Annotated in this window: 13 protein-coding genes and 1 pseudogene; 8 read left to right on the top strand and 6 right to left on the bottom strand. The window is 70.2% G+C overall.

Going from position 1 to position 14,218, the window contains the following annotated elements:
* Nucleotides 1–78 precede the first annotated feature (78 nt).
* The 3 genes and pseudogenes from ACIOJE_RS14720 to ACIOJE_RS14710 form a co-directional block, all read left to right on the top strand.
* Nucleotides 79–1,404 carry a UDP-glucose dehydrogenase family protein gene (locus ACIOJE_RS14720; protein WP_400776377.1) on the top strand — a complete coding sequence of 442 codons (1,326 nt, stop codon included), beginning with the start codon at nt 79–81 and terminating at the stop codon, nt 1,402–1,404.
* A 20-nt stretch (nt 1,405–1,424) separates the two neighbouring features.
* Complete coding sequence (locus ACIOJE_RS14715; RefSeq protein ID WP_400776375.1) at nt 1,425–1,754, top strand: MazG-like family protein; 330 nt, start codon at nt 1,425–1,427, stop codon at nt 1,752–1,754.
* 62 nt (nt 1,755–1,816) lie between these two features.
* A pseudogene (locus ACIOJE_RS14710) lies at nt 1,817–2,254 on the top strand (methylmalonyl Co-A mutase-associated GTPase MeaB); the annotation flags it as partial.
* A 94-nt stretch (nt 2,255–2,348) separates the two neighbouring features.
* Here the strand turns inward: ACIOJE_RS14710 and ACIOJE_RS14705 are convergent.
* From ACIOJE_RS14705 to ACIOJE_RS14685, 5 genes are all read right to left on the bottom strand, one after another.
* Nucleotides 2,349–3,818: a DUF6529 family protein gene (locus tag ACIOJE_RS14705; protein ID WP_400776372.1), complete on the bottom strand. Its 1,470-nt coding sequence runs from the start codon at nt 3,816–3,818 to the stop codon at nt 2,349–2,351.
* Nucleotides 3,815–4,774, bottom strand: coding sequence for a metallophosphoesterase family protein (locus ACIOJE_RS14700; RefSeq protein ID WP_400776370.1), 960 nt, complete (start codon nt 4,772–4,774; stop codon nt 3,815–3,817). Before ACIOJE_RS14700 ends, ACIOJE_RS14705 begins: the two co-directional genes overlap by 4 nt.
* Nucleotides 4,771–5,292, bottom strand: coding sequence for a plastocyanin/azurin family copper-binding protein (locus tag ACIOJE_RS14695; RefSeq protein ID WP_400776367.1), 522 nt, complete (start codon nt 5,290–5,292; stop codon nt 4,771–4,773). The genes ACIOJE_RS14700 and ACIOJE_RS14695 overlap by 4 nt, the downstream gene beginning before the upstream one ends.
* Before the next feature lie 348 nt (nt 5,293–5,640).
* Nucleotides 5,641–6,672 carry a glycosyltransferase family 2 protein gene (locus tag ACIOJE_RS14690; RefSeq protein WP_400776364.1) on the bottom strand — a complete coding sequence of 344 codons (1,032 nt, stop codon included), beginning with the start codon at nt 6,670–6,672 and terminating at the stop codon, nt 5,641–5,643.
* Between the two features lie 242 nt (nt 6,673–6,914).
* Nucleotides 6,915–7,517 carry a superoxide dismutase gene (locus ACIOJE_RS14685; protein WP_363587062.1) on the bottom strand — a complete coding sequence of 201 codons (603 nt, stop codon included), beginning with the start codon at nt 7,515–7,517 and terminating at the stop codon, nt 6,915–6,917.
* Nucleotides 7,518–7,695: 178 nt separating this feature from the next.
* Here ACIOJE_RS14685 and tsaD point away from each other — a divergent pair, with 178 nt between their 5' ends.
* Together tsaD and ACIOJE_RS14675 are read left to right on the top strand one after the other, a co-directional pair.
* Nucleotides 7,696–8,748 carry a tRNA (adenosine(37)-N6)-threonylcarbamoyltransferase complex transferase subunit TsaD gene (gene tsaD, locus ACIOJE_RS14680; protein ID WP_400776430.1) on the top strand — a complete coding sequence of 351 codons (1,053 nt, stop codon included), beginning with the start codon at nt 7,696–7,698 and terminating at the stop codon, nt 8,746–8,748.
* Nucleotides 8,749–8,958: 210 nt separating this feature from the next.
* A complete protein-coding gene (locus ACIOJE_RS14675; RefSeq protein ID WP_400776361.1) occupies nt 8,959–11,187 on the top strand; it encodes a M9 family metallopeptidase in 2,229 nt (742 codons plus the stop codon).
* 94 nt (nt 11,188–11,281) lie between these two features.
* Here ACIOJE_RS14675 and ACIOJE_RS14670 read toward each other — a convergent pair whose 3' ends face one another.
* Nucleotides 11,282–11,422 (bottom strand): DUF5990 family protein, encoded by a 141-nt coding sequence (locus ACIOJE_RS14670; RefSeq protein ID WP_348534117.1) that lies wholly within the window; start codon nt 11,420–11,422, stop codon nt 11,282–11,284.
* Between the two features lie 343 nt (nt 11,423–11,765).
* Here ACIOJE_RS14670 and ACIOJE_RS14665 point away from each other — a divergent pair, with 343 nt between their 5' ends.
* The 3 genes from ACIOJE_RS14665 to ACIOJE_RS14655 all read left to right on the top strand — a co-directional run bounded on the left by ACIOJE_RS14665 (nt 11,766) and on the right by ACIOJE_RS14655 (nt 14,187).
* A complete protein-coding gene (locus ACIOJE_RS14665) occupies nt 11,766–11,918 on the top strand; it encodes a hypothetical protein (RefSeq protein ID WP_280680525.1) in 153 nt (50 codons plus the stop codon).
* A 179-nt stretch (nt 11,919–12,097) separates the two neighbouring features.
* A complete protein-coding gene (locus ACIOJE_RS14660) occupies nt 12,098–13,111 on the top strand; it encodes a cytochrome P450 (RefSeq protein ID WP_400776357.1) in 1,014 nt (337 codons plus the stop codon).
* Between the two features lie 59 nt (nt 13,112–13,170).
* Nucleotides 13,171–14,187, top strand: a complete 1,017-nt coding sequence (locus ACIOJE_RS14655; protein ID WP_280680523.1) for a JmjC domain-containing protein — start codon at nt 13,171–13,173, stop codon at nt 14,185–14,187.
* Nucleotides 14,188–14,218: the final 31 nt, after the last annotated feature.

Genomic DNA, 14,218 nt, shown 5'->3' with positions numbered 1-14,218 from the left:
GGCCGCACCGGGCCGGTAGCGTCGCGGGTGCGCACACGCCCGTGTGCCCCGCGACCACTCCATTCGACAAGGACCACGATGCGCGTTTCCGTGATCGGCTGCGGCCACCTCGGCATCCCCCACGCCGCCGGGATGGCCCACCTCGGCCACGAAGTCCTGGGCGTCGATCTCGACGCCGCCAAGATCGACCAGCTCAGCCGGGGCGAAGCCCCGATCTTCGAAGCCGGGCTGCCCGAACTGCTCACCAAGCACACCAGCTCCGGGCAGCTGCGGTTCACGACCAGCATCGCCGAAGCCGCCGCGTTCGCCGACGTGCACTTTCTCGCGGTTGGAACCCCGATCGACGCCGACGGCCGGTCCTACGACCCGGGGCAGCTCTTCGGAGCCGCCCGCGCGCTGGCGCCGCACCTGACGCGGCCGTGCACGATCATCGGGAAGTCGACCGTCACCGTCGGCACCACCGCTCACCTGACCCGGCTCGTGCAGCGGCTCGCCCCGGCCGGCGAAGCCGTCCACGTCGTGTGGAACCCCGAGTTTCTGCGCGAGGGACACGCCGTCGAAGACACCCTTCGCCCGGATCGGCTGGTGGCCGGGCTCACCAGCCCCGACGCCGAAGCTGTCGTGCGTGAGGTCTTCGCGCCGATCCTCGCGGACGGCTGCCCGCTGTTCGTCACCACCCCGGAGACGGCCGAGCTGATCAAGGGCGCCGCGAACACCTTCCTCGGCCTCAAGGTGTCGTTCATCAACGCCGTGGCGGACATGTGCACCGCCGCCGGTGCCGACGTGATCCCCCTGGTGCAGGCCCTCGGTATGGACCCGCGCATCGGCACCGGTGGGATGCAGCCCGGCATCGGTTACGGCGGTGGCTGCCTGCCGAAGGACGTCCGGGCGTTCACCGCCTCCGCCGCCCACCTCGGCGCTAACGACGCCGCCGAGTTGCTGAGGGCGGCCGAGCGCATCAACGAGAACCGGTCACACTCCGCCGCCGCCCTGATCGAAGCCCACCTGGCGCGGCCCCTGAACGGCGCCCGGATCGCCATGTGGGGCGCCTCCTTCAAGGCCGGCACCAACGACGTCCGCGAATCCCCCGCGCTCGCTCTCGCCTCGCTGCTGCACACCCGAGGCGCGCAGGTCACCGTCCACGACCCGCACGCGAACGCGACCGCAATCGTCCGGCACCCCGAACTCGACTACGCCGACACCACCGCCGAAGCCTCCCGCGACGCGGACGCGGTCGTGATCGGCACCGAGTGGCCGCAGTTCCGCGACGCCAACCCCGCCAACCTCCGGCCGCTGGTGCACAACCCGCTGGTCATCGACCTGCGAAACGTCCTTGACGCCGACCTGTGGCGCGTCAACGGATGGACCGTCCACCAGCTCGGCCGGCCCCAACCCACCAGGTGAACCCGGAAAGGAACACCACGATGGAAGATCTCTTCGACGCGATCGAGAACCTGTCGGCCGTGTGCCGCGCCGCCGGCGCCGGCCTCCCACCCGAGGAGTTGAAAGCCTTGCAGGTCGGCAAGGTCGGCGAGGAAGCGGGCGAGGCCATGCACGCCCTGCACGGTCTCAAGGGGCTCACCACCTGCACCGACGACCACACGTGGGCCGAGGTGCAGAACGACCTGACCGGCGCCGTCATCGCCGCCATGATCGCCATGCACTACGTAGACCCCGACGGCTGGCGTGAGACCTTCGCCGAGATCTTCCACCGCCGCACCCGCCGGGGCCGCGAGACGGCAGCCGCCATCTGACCCCCACTACCAGGGTGGCAGCCGTCCGGCGACGGGCGGCTGCCGCCGTCTCATCCGGCCGCGCGACGACCAACGAGGACATCACCATCGTGGTCGGCGGGGTGATCCCCCCGCAGGACTTCGACGCACTGTACGAGGCGGACGCGGCGGCCCGTGGACTCGCGGGCGCACTAAGGCTGCTGCAGGCCCCCGATGCCGCGTGGACGCCTCCGGTGCTCACCTGCAGCGGGCGGGACGGCGCCGGGCTGGACGTGCTGTGGGAGCGGCTGCAGCAGCACCGCAAGGTGCTCGACGCGACGGGCGCACTGGCCGCCAAGCGGCGGGAGCAGCAGGTGAAGTGGACCTGGACGATGGTCCACGACCAGCTCTACGCGCGGTTGCACGAGCACCCGGACGTACGGCGCCTGGCCCCCGAGTTGGAACGCCAGGTCCGGGAGGGCTCGCTTCCAGCCGGCCTGGCCGCGCAGCAGATCCTGGACGGCTTCTTCGGCGACTCGTAGCGCGGGTGCCGTCCGCTGCCCGATGTCGGCGGCGGTGCTGGGCCCGCCGGCGGGTATCCGTTGTCGGTCGTCGGGAAAGGGCCTCACGTGCTGCTCACAGGCCGGGTGCCTGGGAGCCGTTCAGGTACCAGAAGGGGGCGACGTACCAGATCAGGGCGATCGCGGTGACGAGGGTACCGCCGGCCAGCGGGAGTGCCCAGCCGGGCCAGCGGCGGTGCCGGACCACGATGACCTTGGCGACGAAGGCCCCGTAGAGGAAGCAGCCGGCGAGCGCGTGCAGCGCCACGCGGGTGTCGGTCAGTTGGACGCCGTAGGCGGTGATGCAGTGCCGAGCGATGGGCAGGGAGAGGAGGAAGGCGGTCAGGCCGATGAGGCGGTGCGTGGTGCGGACCCCGTGCGGTGCGGCGCGCAGTACGGGCAGGCGGCCGTACATCCACAGGGCGAGAAGCAGTTGAATCAGCGCCAGGCCCAGGAGCGCGGAGCCCAGTTGGGCCTTCAGCAGCATCGCGTCGGTTCCGCGGTTTCCGAAGAGGCTGGTCTCGTAGTCGGGGGTGTGCACCCGGCCGTACCAGTAGAGGCCGGCCATCACCGCCACGGGCAGGAGAAGCCACAGGACGTCGTGGAGCCGTCGGTGGCCGGTGGGGTGAGCGAGGTCCTCCGCGTGATCACCCGCCCCCGACTCCGCAGCCCTGGACCTTGACGGCACAAGCCCGAGCTCGAAGGCCTGCCAGGTCGCGACGACGAGCAGGGCGAGCACCTCGGCGATGATGCTGAGCAAGGCCTGCGGGGCGGGCTGCAGGCCCTGTTCGGAGAACCCGAACAATCCAATGGTGCGCGATGCGGTGAACCCGGCGAGTGCCCCGATGGCGATCGCGGCAGCGGCGATCCGCAGGAGCAGGGGCGCCCCCAACAGCAGGAGCGCGGCCACCGCGAAGGCGGCGCTGGCCTGCAGCAGAAACAACAAGCCGATGACGTGGACGAAGCGGTATCCGTCGATGTAGAGCTGGGCGTGAATGTATCCGCTCACCGCGAGCACGGCGGCGAGCACCAGGCGCAGCGCGAGGGCGGGCAGGCTCCGGAGGGCCATGCGAGCTTCTTGTCCTTGCCGGCGGCCGGCGGGGTGAGCGAGGCCCTCCGCGTGATCACCCGCCCCCGACTCCACAGCCCTGGACCTTGACGGCACAAGCCCGAGCTCGAACGCCTGCCAAGTCGCGACGACCAGCAGGGTGAGCACCTCGGCGATGATGCTGAGCAAGGCCTGCGGGGCGGGTTGCAGGCCGTCTTCGGAGAACCCGAACAGTCCGCTGGTACGCGATGCGGTGAACCCGGCGAGTGCGCCGACGGCGATCGCCGCAGCGGCGATCCGCAGGAGCAGGGGTGCCCCCAACAGCAGAAGCGCGGCCACCGCGAAGGCGGCGCTGGCCTGCAGCAGGAACAACGAGCCGATGACGTGGACGAAGCGGTATCCGTCGATGTAGAGCTGGGCGTGAATGTATCCGCTCACCGCGAGCGCGGCGGCGAGCACCAGACGCAGCGCGAGGGCGGGCAGGCTCCGGATGGTCATACGAGCTTCTCGTCCTTGACGGCCAGTGCGTGGTTGCCCTGCCAGTAGTTGACGGTGCGGATGCCGAGTGCGTCCTTGAGGCGTCCGGCGGGCAGCACCTGGGGAAGTGGGGCGGGGCCCTGGCCGGGTTTGGGGAACGGGTAGCAGGTGGGAGCGGCCGAGTGGAAGGTGATGTTGCCCTCGGTCTTGCTGAACAGTTGGTGGACGTGCCCGTTGAGGCACGTGACTGAGGAGAAGCGGCGGAACATCGATAGCATCTGCACCGCGTCGTCGGTGCCCCAACCCCAGGTCGGATACATCGCGAACAGCGGGATGTGACTGAAGATGACGATGGGCGTGTCCGACGACAGACCGGCGATGTCCTTGCGCACGAAGTCGATCTGATCGTTGCCCAAGTGGCCGAGTTGCTCCAGGTGCAGTGTGTTGACCAGCGCGATGAAGTGCACACCGTGGGTGTCGAAGCTGTACCAGCCGTCGCCGAGGGTGTTCTTGCCGAAAGCCTGTCGGTAAGCGCGTGGTCCGTCGTCGCCGATCGAGTCGTGCTCGCCCGGCACGGTGAAGACCCGGTCCGTGTCCAGCTGCGACAGCATCTGCTTGACCTGGTCGAACTGGGCGGGGGTGGAAAGGTGCGTCAGGTCGCCGCTGTGCATGACGAAGTCGGGACGGAACCCGAGGGAGTTGACCTGGTTGATCGCTGTGCCGAACGTCCCGGCGACGTCCATGTTGGCCGGGCCCTGGAAGCCGATGTGGCTGTCGGAGACCTGCACGAAACGCAGGTCTGCGCTGCTTGCCGGAGCCGCGTGCGCCGAACCGGGGATATGACTGATCACCTCTCCTGCGGTGACTGTCAGGACCACGGCACCGCCGAACCAGGCGGAGTGCCGCATGAGCTGCCGGCGGGTCATGCCGTGCTCGCCGCCGCCGTCGGAGTCGGAGTCGGGTGTGGGCTCGGTCATGGGGTCACCTCCACGGTGGCGGTCATGAACGGGTGGATGGTGCAGTAGTACGGGTAGGTGCCGGGTTGGGTGAACGTGTAGCTGTAGGTGTCGTTGGTGGCCAGGGCCGCCGACTGCAGTGGCCCGCCCGATCCCTGCTTGCTGGTGACGGTGTGAGCGTCGGAGTCGGTATTGGTCCAGGTCACCGTCGTGCCCGCCTTGACCGTCAGCGTGGCCGGGGAGAATGCGAAGTTCTTGATCGTCACCGCGTTGGCGGCCGCCGGAGCGGACGGCTGGCCGCTGGTGGCTGAGGTCGAGGCCGTGGTTGGCAGTGGGCTGACCGCGACCGTACCGCTCGTTCCGGAGGCACCGGGAAATCCCGGCAGGGTCTGGCCGGGGCCGGGACTCAGCGCGCCGGCGGGGCTGGGATGTGACGATCCGCCGCACGCGCTGAGCAGTCCCAGTGCTCCGGCAACGGCAACGGCAACCAGGCACGCCGTACGAGACCGCCACACCGGCGCAGAGGAGTTCGCATTCATGGCCATCGTTCCTTCTACACGTCCCCAGCCGCACGGGACGGTGTGGTCCAGGACCGATCCGGGATCGGTCTTCTCAGGCAGATAGACGACCGCGTTACACCCGCCGGGGGATGCCGGAAGGGGATGCAACCCGGTGGGCCACGTTATGTGGGTGGGTAGCACATTCCTTGCAGCGAAACGAATTCCACAGCGGGGTCTCGTTGTTTCACCCCGGCGGCGGGCAGCGGAACAGGGCTTCGGCGTCCATACAGGTCAGGAGCAGCACGAGAGCGATGCGCAGTGTCGACCGACGCGCAGGAACGCGAGCACGACCGGGGCGGCCCCGCCGTTGTCGCCGCGGAAGGCGGCTCAGCGGCGGCCGATGGCCTGGCGGGTGCGGCGGGCGAGACGGTGGGCGCGCTGGACGGCGACGAAGCTGTGCATGGAGTCGGCCTGGGTGAGGCGGTACTTGAGGCGGAGCTGGCCGCTGAGGCCGGTCTGCGCCTCCGGGCCGATGGCCTGGAGCAGGCGGCTGACGTGCTGCTGGTAAGCGGCGCGGTAGGCGCGGTCGCCGTCCGGGACGGTCCAGAAGAACATCGGGATCTCCTCGACCAGGCAGTTGCGGTCGTAGGCGCGCAGGTGCTCGGCGAAGGCGGGCTCGGGGCGGGCAAGCAGCCACTCGCGGACGAGTTCCATCGAGCGGACCCGGTCGACCAGGCCGCGCGGGTCGGTCTTCCTCTGGGTGATGGAGAGGTCGCCGTCCTCGCGCACCCGCCAGTGGTAGATCGGGTCGGCGAGCACGTCGACCCGATCGGCGAGGAAGTGGTGGGGCACGCTGACCGGAGCGTCCTCGTAGAGGATGCCCTCGGGGTACGACAGGCCGGCGCCGTCGAAGAAGGAGCGCCGGTAGACCTTGTTCCAGGCGGTGCGATCGGTGACCAGGGCGGGCAACTCGCTGACGTGGGTGCGCAGCCGGGTCTCGCGGAACGGGCGGCGGTGGCCGTGCGAGGGGCTGAGGCCGGTGGTGCGCAGCCGCAGGGCGTTGCCGGCGACGAAGTCGGAGCCGGTCTCGTCCAGTGTGCCGGTCATCAGCTGGTAGGCGTGCGGCGGCAAGGTGTCGTCGCTGTCCACGAAGGCCAGGTACTCGGTGCCGGGGGTGAGGTGGCGCCGGCCGGTGTTGCGGGCGGCGCCCAGGCCCTGGTTGTGCTGGCGGACCAGTCGGAAGCGCGGGTCCTGTCCGGCGTACTCCTCGGCGATGGCCGGGCCGCCGTCGGTCGAGCCGTCGTCGACCATGACGCACTCGAAGTCCCCGAAGGTCTGTGCCGCGATCGAGTCCAGGCACTCCTGGAGGTAGCGCTCGACGTTGTAGACAGGGACGACGAGGGAGAGACGCGGGGCCATCGCACGGCCTTTCGCACAGGAGCGGACAGGCCGGGCGGCCGTCGACCGCCGGTCACCGACAGGTGGCCCGAGCATACGGACCGTACGCGGCCCGTGGGCGAACGCCGGGTTGAATCGAGCCAGTGGATCGGCACCTCAGCCGTGTCCGGCGCGAACCCGCCTTCGCGGGACGCCCCTTGGGGCACAAGGGGAAGGCCCCGGACCGCCCGACCGGTCCGAGGCCTTCCGTCACCCGCTACCGATCAGGCGGTCTTGGCCGCCGCGAAGCGTGACGAGACGTCCTGCCAGTTGACGACGTCCCAGAGCTTCTCGACGTAGTCCGGACGGACGTTGCGGTACTGCAGGTAGTAGGCGTGCTCCCAGGCGTCGAAGGCCAGCAGCGGGGTGGTGCCCTGGCCGACGTTGCCGTGGTGGTCGTAGACCTGCTCGACGATCAGGCGCTTGGCCAGCGGCTCCCAGGACAGGATGCCCCAGCCGGAGCCCTGCACGCCGGTGGTGGCGGTGGTGAGCTGCTTGCGGAAGGCCTCGAAGCTGCCGAAGTGCTCGGTGATGGCGTCGGCCAGCTCGCCCTCGGGGCGGTCGCCGCCCTCCGGGGAGAGGTTCTGCCAGAACAGGGAGTGCAGCACGTGGCCGGACAGGTGGAAGGCGAAGGTCTTCTGCAGGCCGACCAGGCCGCCGAACTGCTCCTTGTCGCGCGCCTCGGCGAGCTGGTCCAGGGTGTCGTTCGCGCCCTTGACGTAAGCGGCGTGGTGCTTGGAGTGGTGCAGCTCCAGGATCTCGGGGGACATCGCCCGCTCGAGCGCGGAGTAGTCGTACGGCAGGTCGGGAAGCGAGTAGGTGCCCATCAGGACACGGCCCCTTTCGGCGGGTTGAACGGTGGTGATCGTGCCGGAACAACACTATTGCGTATGACTTGCAGGAACGAAGCATGGGCTCCTGCTTATTCCGTACGTCTCGTCGGGCACAATGGTCACCGGAAGATGTAATGAGTGACAAGGGTGAGTGGCTGTGACCGGATCGCCGGTGGTGCTGGGGATCGAGTCCTCCTGCGACGAGACCGGCGCGGGCCTGGTCCGGGACGGCATGCTGCTCGGACAGGCGGTGGCGTCGTCGATGGACGAACACGCCCGCTACGGCGGGGTGGTACCGGAGATCGCCTCCCGGGCGCACGTGCACGCGATGGCGCCGGTGGTCCAGGAAGCGCTGGAGCGGGCCGGACTGACGCTCAAGGACGTCGGCGCGGTCGCGGTGACGACCGGTCCGGGGCTGGCGGGTGCCCTCCAGGTCGGGGTGGCCGCCGCGAAGGGCTACGCGTTCTCGCTCGGCGTCCCGCTGTACGGGGTGCACCACCTCGCCGGGCACGTCGCCGCCGCGACTCTGGACGGCGGGCCGCTGCCGAACCCGTGCGTGGTGCTCATCGTCTCGGGCGGGCACACCTCGCTGTTGCTGGTGCGCGACCTCGCCCGCGACCCGATCGTCCACCTCGGCGACACCCTGGACGACGCGGCCGGTGAGTGCTTCGACAAGGTGGCCCGGATCCTGGGACTCCCCTACCCCGGCGGGCCGGCCATCGACCGCGCGGCACGAGCGGGAGACGCGGCCGCCGTCCGGCTCCCCCGGCCGCTGACCGGGCCACGGGACGACCCGTACGCGTTCTCCTTCTCCGGGCTGAAGACCGCCGCCGCCCGCTGGGTGGAGGCACAGCGGACGGCCGGCGCCGAACCCCACGTCCCGGACGCGGCGGCCGCGCTGCAGGAGGCGATCGCCGACGTGCTGACCCGCAAGGCGGTGCGGGCCTGCACCGACCACGGGATCGGCACCCTGGTGGTGGTCGGCGGGGTCGCGGCCAACTCCCGGGTGCGGGCGCTGGCCGAACGGCGCTGCGCGTCGGCCGGGATCGCGCTGCGGGTGCCGCCGCTGCGGCTCTGCACGGACAACGGGGGGATGGTCGCGGCGATCGGCGACCTGCTGGTCCGCGCCAGGGCCGAACCGGCTCCGGCGGACCTGTCGGTGGATCCGTCGGCGCCGCTGGAGTTCGCGACGCTGACGCCGCTGGTGCGTGCCGCTGCCGCCTGACGGCACGTCCGATCAGGCGACGGCCCGGCAACGGTTAGGTCTCGCCGGTCGAAAATCCGTTCCCGGATCTTCCCTCCACGTTACTCCGTGTGCCATTTTACATGTCACACATCAGGTGCTCGTGTGCCCCAACCGCACGACGACCCTCAACAGCCCCGGAGGCCCCCACAGATGCGTCCCTTCCGGATATCCACGGCCCAGGCGCGCAGATTGCCCGCGCTTGGCGCCGCCTTCTTCCTCGCGCTCGGGCTGTTCGCGCCGCAGGCCCACGCGGCCGACGCCCCGTCAGCCGCCCCGGCCCCCACCGCCAAGGCGGCCGCGCCGCGCTCCGTCCCCGTGCCCAAGTCCCCCGACACGCCCAAGGACGCGCGCCCGCTGGCCTCGGACGCCCAGGCCAAGGCCACCGCTCCGGCGGCGGGCAGCGCCACCGGCGCCCACGCCGACGCCAAGGCCGCCAAGCAGCTCTCGGCCGCCGCCTGCGATGTCTCCGCCTTCACCGGCAACTCCGGTGCCGCGCTGGTCCAGCAGGTCAAGGCCGCCGGCCTCGACTGCGTCAACACGCTGTTCAACCTGACCGGCAACGACGCCAAGGCCGCGTTCAACGAGGCGCAGATGGCCACCGTCGCCAACGCCCTGCGCGACACGTCCGCCGCCTACCCCGGCGACGACTCCACCTCCGTGGGCCAGTTGGTCCTGTTCCTCCGCGCCGGCTACTACGTGCAGTGGAACCACGCGGACGTGGTCGGCCCGTACGGCACCACCCTGCAGACCGCCATCCGCGGCGCCCTGGACGGCTTCTTCGCCGCCCCGCACAGCAAGGACGTGACCGAGGCCAACGGCGCCACCCTCGCCGAGGCCGTCACCCTGATCGACAGCGCCCAGGAGAACGCCCGCTACACCGGCGTCGTCAAGCGCCTGCTGACCGACTACACCGGCGCCTGGACCGGCTCGATGGCCACCGCCGTCGCCAACACCAAGACCGTCATCGAGCGCGGCTTCGACCTCCCCGCCTTCACCGCCGCCCTCCAGGCCGACCCCTCCTTCGCCACCACCATGGCGTCCTTCGTCACCCGCAACAGCGCCCAGCTGAACGGCTCCGACCTGGTCACCTCGATCGGCATCCAGATCGGCAACCTGGTCGCCGTCGACGCGCTCAAGGCCCAGGGACGGCCGATCGTCAAGGACCTGGTCAACCGCTACCCGCTGGTCGGCAACACGGGTCCGCTCACCATGAACCTGGTCTGGTTCGCGGAGAAGAAGGACACCGGCAACTGCGCCTTCTACGGCACCTGCGACCTGCCCACCCGGCTCGTCCCGCTCGTGCTCACCGTCGACCACACCTGCAACGCCAACCTGCGCATCCGCGCCCAGGACATGACCGCGCAGCAGCTCGCCGACACCTGCACCAGCCTGATCAACGAGGACGCGTTCTTCCACAAGGTGGTCAAGGACAACGGCCCGGTCGCCAACGACAACAACACCAGCCTTGAGGTCGTCGTCTTCGACGACTACTACAACTACAGCCTCTACGCCTGGGAGATGTACGGCATCGCCGTCGACAACGGCGGCATGTACGAGGAGGGCGACCCGGCCAAGGCCGGCAACCAGGCCCGCTTCATCGCGCACGAGGCCTCCTGGCTGCGCCCCGCCTTCCAGATCTGGAACCTCAACCACGAGTACACCCACTACCTCGACGGCCGCTACGACTTCTACGGCGACTTCGACGCCGGCATGACCACCCCGACCGTCTGGTGGGTCGAGGGCCTCGCCGAGTACGTCTCGTACAGCTACCGGGGCGTCCACTACGACGACGCCGTCGCGCAGGCCGCCAAGGGCACCTACGCGCTGAGCACCCTCTTCGACAACACCTACGACAACTCCGACTCCACCAAGGTCTACAACTGGGGCTACCTGGCCGTCCGCTACATGCTCCAGTCGCACCCGCAGGACGTCGACGCGCTGCTCGCCAAGTACCGCGTGGGTGACTGGAACGGCGCCCGCACCCTGCTCAAGACCACCATCGGCACCAGGTACGACGCCGACTTCGCCACCTGGCTCAAGGCCTGCGGCGCCGACAACTGCGGCTCGCTGCCCACCGGCCAGGCCCCGCTCTGCACCGCCGGCGACACCCGGCAGTTCGACAAGAACTGCCGCCGCGACGGCGTCGCAGCCACCACCGGCAACTACAGCTACAGCTTCCTCAACCTGCCCGCCGGCGTGAAGCAGCTGACCATCACCACCAGCGGCGGCACCGGCAACGCCGACCTCTACTACAACGGGGGCGCCTGGGCCACCACCGGGTCGTACCTGGCCAAGTCCGCCAACGCGGGCAACGGCGAGACCCTCACCATCACCAACCCGCCGTCCGGCTGGGTGTACTTCAGCCTCTACGCCCAGCAGGGCTTCGGCGGCGTGACCGTCACCACGACGTACAACTGAGCGCCGACGCACGACTGACCGCCATGACGCACAACTGAGCACCGACGCACCAGGAGGGCCCCGCGGCGACGCGGGGCCCTCCCCCTTTCTCCGGCTACCCCGCCGCCCAGGTGACCACCGGCGGGCGGACGGCCGCGCACAGCGGGTGCCCCTTGGCGTCCGTCAGCCCGAGCCGGGCCACCAGCAGCCCGGTGCCCACGGCCTCCTCGACAGTCGCCCGGTCGACCGCCGCCAGCAGCAGCTTCGCCCGGCGGAACAGCGTCCCGGCGCCGGACGGCCACGTGGATGTCCCGGTACCCGGGGAACCCGGGCCCGGTGCCGCACTCGCGCCCCGGCAGGTCGGTGGCCTCGATCCTCAGCTCCATACCACGCATGGTCCCCCACCTGCGTCTCTCCCGGTCCCCCCGCCGTGATTCCTCCGCCGCGAATCGCCGGAAAAGGTTATAACGATTTGCCCATCGAATAGGCCGTCAGTGTTGCGCAAAGAGTCGGACATCTGTTGTCGGAGGGGTGTCAGAGAGACCCCTTTTCGGTTAAGGTCCAGAGACAGGTGAAGCCGTTCGGCCTTCCGGATCGGAATGCCGAATTTCACCGACAGCGCGGCCACACCCGTTAGCCGTGCCTGCAATCCCGAGATTGGAGAAGCCATGAAGAAGATCAAGGCGCTCGTGAAGAAGTTCAAGAAGGACGAGGACCTCGCCAACCACGCGTGGATCCTGCACGTGATCTGACGCACCACGGTCGGCGGAGGCAGCGGCCAAGCCATTGCTGCCTCCGCCGGCGCCGCAGAGTGCCCCGACCTCCCTCCGCCTTCCCCGGGAACCGCATTTCATCGCCGTTCCATGGAGGCGGGATTCTCGTGGAAGAAGTGGAAGAAATGGCGCCGACAGTGGTTCGCAACCATTCCGTCGTGTACGCCCCGCGAATTCAGGACCTGCTGGCCCGGGAAGAGAAGGTATTCCGGATCGACGCGACCACGGTCGGCGTCTCCGATTGCCATCTGATGGCCGAGATCGTCGCGGCGCGCCCCGTGCTGTCGACGGAACGCTCGGTCTACAAGCCCGCCGCAGGCGCCGACATCCACCACGACAGCGCGACCCGGACGATCCGCGCGCTGGGGCAGGACGTCATGGCTGGCATCCGGAACCCGCCGCCGCCGGCGCGCGGGCTGTCCGGCGCCTGGCCCTACGCGTCCACCTCCTACCTTCGCCGGTGGCTGTTCTCCTCCGACCCCCTGCCGGTCTCCCTGCTGTCGAAGCGCGGCATCACCCGCTCCGACACCCTCTCCCGGATCGTCGACCACGCCGTCACCGTCTGGCCGGGATCCGGCCCTGACGGCAGTTCCACCGCGCTGGCCGAGCTGATCCGCAACGCCTCCGGCACCCTGGAGCGGAAGCAGGCCATCGCCATGTACCGGCGGGCGACGGCCACCCTGTGCGACGGCGTGGCGGCCCTGGCCGGCAACGCCCTGTGGCTCATGGGACCGGCGCGGGAGCAGGAGGAAGCCCGCGCCGACCTCACCCCGGTCCTGTGGGAGACCCTGCGGCTGCTCCCGCCCGCGTGGATGCTGTACCGCAAGGGCGGGGACGCGTACACCGAGCTGCATCCCGAGATCCGCCCCGAGGACAACGTCGCGCTCTTCCCGCTCCTGATGCATCGTCATCCCGACTACTGGACCGACCCGATGGAGTTCCGGCCCGAGCGGTGGGCCGGGGTCGCGGACCCGGAGAAGACGCCCGGGTTCATGCCGTTCGGGTTCGACGGCGCCCGCTGCTGGGCCAAGCACCTGATCGTGCCCCTGGCCGAACGCCTGCTGACCGTCGCCTTCGACAACCGGCTCGTCATCCGCAGCCCGCGGCAGGACGCGGAAGTCCCCCTGCGCTCCCTGCTCTCCGTACGGTTCGAGGCCGAAGCCGGAGCCTGACCTGGGGGCCGACACTTCCGGCCGCGCGCACCGAACACCCTGACACCACGGGAACCACCATGGAATCGCCCACGCTGGCCGGCTGGGTCGGCGACGTCAAGACCTTCACCGGCCGCCAGTGGCAGCGCGAGCCCGCGGTCTTCACGCCGGAGACCCTCGCCGCGCCGTTCGACCTCGACGCGTTGGACGCCGCCTTCGACGGCGGACTGCTGCGCACCCCCTACCTGGAGATGGTCCGCTCCAACAAGGTCACCGTCCCGCCCGCCGCCTACACCACGTCACGCGTGGTCAACGGCACGACGTACGACGGCTTCGCCGACCGCGCGAAGGTCGTCGAACTCCTGCAGGCCGGGGCGACGCTGCTCCTGCGCTGCGTCGACCAGTGGCACCGCCCGACGGGCGATCTGGTGGCGCGGTTGTCCGAGGAACTCGACCGGCGGGTGGAGGCGTTCTTCTTCGTCACGCCCGCCGGCGGTCAGGGTCTCGCGGTGCACCGTGACGACGCCGACGTGTTCGTCCTCCAGGTGGCCGGACGCAAGACCTGGTACGTCCACGACGCCCCGACGGTCGCGGACTGGTCGCCGGGAGAGCTCCCGGACGACGAGCACTCCCCGCGGCTCCTGCACAGCGTCCTCGAACCCGGCAGCGTGCTCTACGTCCCACGTGGCTACGCCCACCGCGCGGTGGGCGCCGCCGGACTGTCCGCCCACCTGTCGCTGACGATCCGCGACATCTCCCTCCAGGACCTGCGCACGGCCCTGGAGCAGTGCTTGTCCGAAGGACTGGACCTCCCGCCGCGCCCGCTGGGCGAGGCCGCGATCGCCGACGCCTGCGCCACGCTGCTCGGCCACGTCCGGGCGAAGCTCGACACGATCGAACCGGAGGACGTGCGGCTCGCCGCCCGGGCCGCGCAGACGCGGCGACCGGTCGCGATGCCTCAGGCGCATCCGCAGACGCTCGCCGAGACGGCCCGGAACTGGGAGACCGACGGGCCCGGCGCCAGGCTCACCGGGCTGGCATCCGTCGGCCGCACCTGGCGCAGGCTGCGCGGCGGCGCGGAACGCACCGCGCGCTGACGCACAGTCACCGCGTGCCCGGGCTCCGCAC

Source organism: Kitasatospora sp. NPDC087861, from assembly GCF_044742585.1.
Classification (GTDB): Bacteria; Actinomycetota; Actinomycetes; order Streptomycetales; family Streptomycetaceae; genus Kitasatospora.
This window is presented reverse-complemented; position numbering and strand designations above follow the sequence as displayed.

Excerpts from the sequence above, each read along its gene's own strand:
- ACIOJE_RS14720 (WP_400776377.1), top strand. The coding sequence starts at position 79 with ATGCGCGTTTCCGTGATCGGCTGCGGCCACCTCGGCATCCCCCACGCC.
- ACIOJE_RS14695 (WP_400776367.1), bottom strand. The coding sequence starts at position 5,292 with ATGAATGCGAACTCCTCTGCGCCGGTGTGGCGGTCTCGTACGGCGTGC.
- ACIOJE_RS14690 (WP_400776364.1), bottom strand. The coding sequence starts at position 6,672 with ATGGCCCCGCGTCTCTCCCTCGTCGTCCCTGTCTACAACGTCGAGCGC.
- ACIOJE_RS14655 (WP_280680523.1), top strand. The coding sequence starts at position 13,171 with ATGGAATCGCCCACGCTGGCCGGCTGGGTCGGCGACGTCAAGACCTTC.
- ACIOJE_RS14665 (WP_280680525.1), top strand. The coding sequence starts at position 11,766 with ATGCCGAATTTCACCGACAGCGCGGCCACACCCGTTAGCCGTGCCTGC.
- ACIOJE_RS14715 (WP_400776375.1), top strand. The coding sequence starts at position 1,425 with ATGGAAGATCTCTTCGACGCGATCGAGAACCTGTCGGCCGTGTGCCGC.
- ACIOJE_RS14700 (WP_400776370.1), bottom strand. The coding sequence starts at position 4,774 with ATGACCGAGCCCACACCCGACTCCGACTCCGACGGCGGCGGCGAGCAC.
- ACIOJE_RS14705 (WP_400776372.1), bottom strand. The coding sequence starts at position 3,818 with ATGACCATCCGGAGCCTGCCCGCCCTCGCGCTGCGTCTGGTGCTCGCC.
- ACIOJE_RS14685 (WP_363587062.1), bottom strand. The coding sequence starts at position 7,517 with ATGGGCACCTACTCGCTTCCCGACCTGCCGTACGACTACTCCGCGCTC.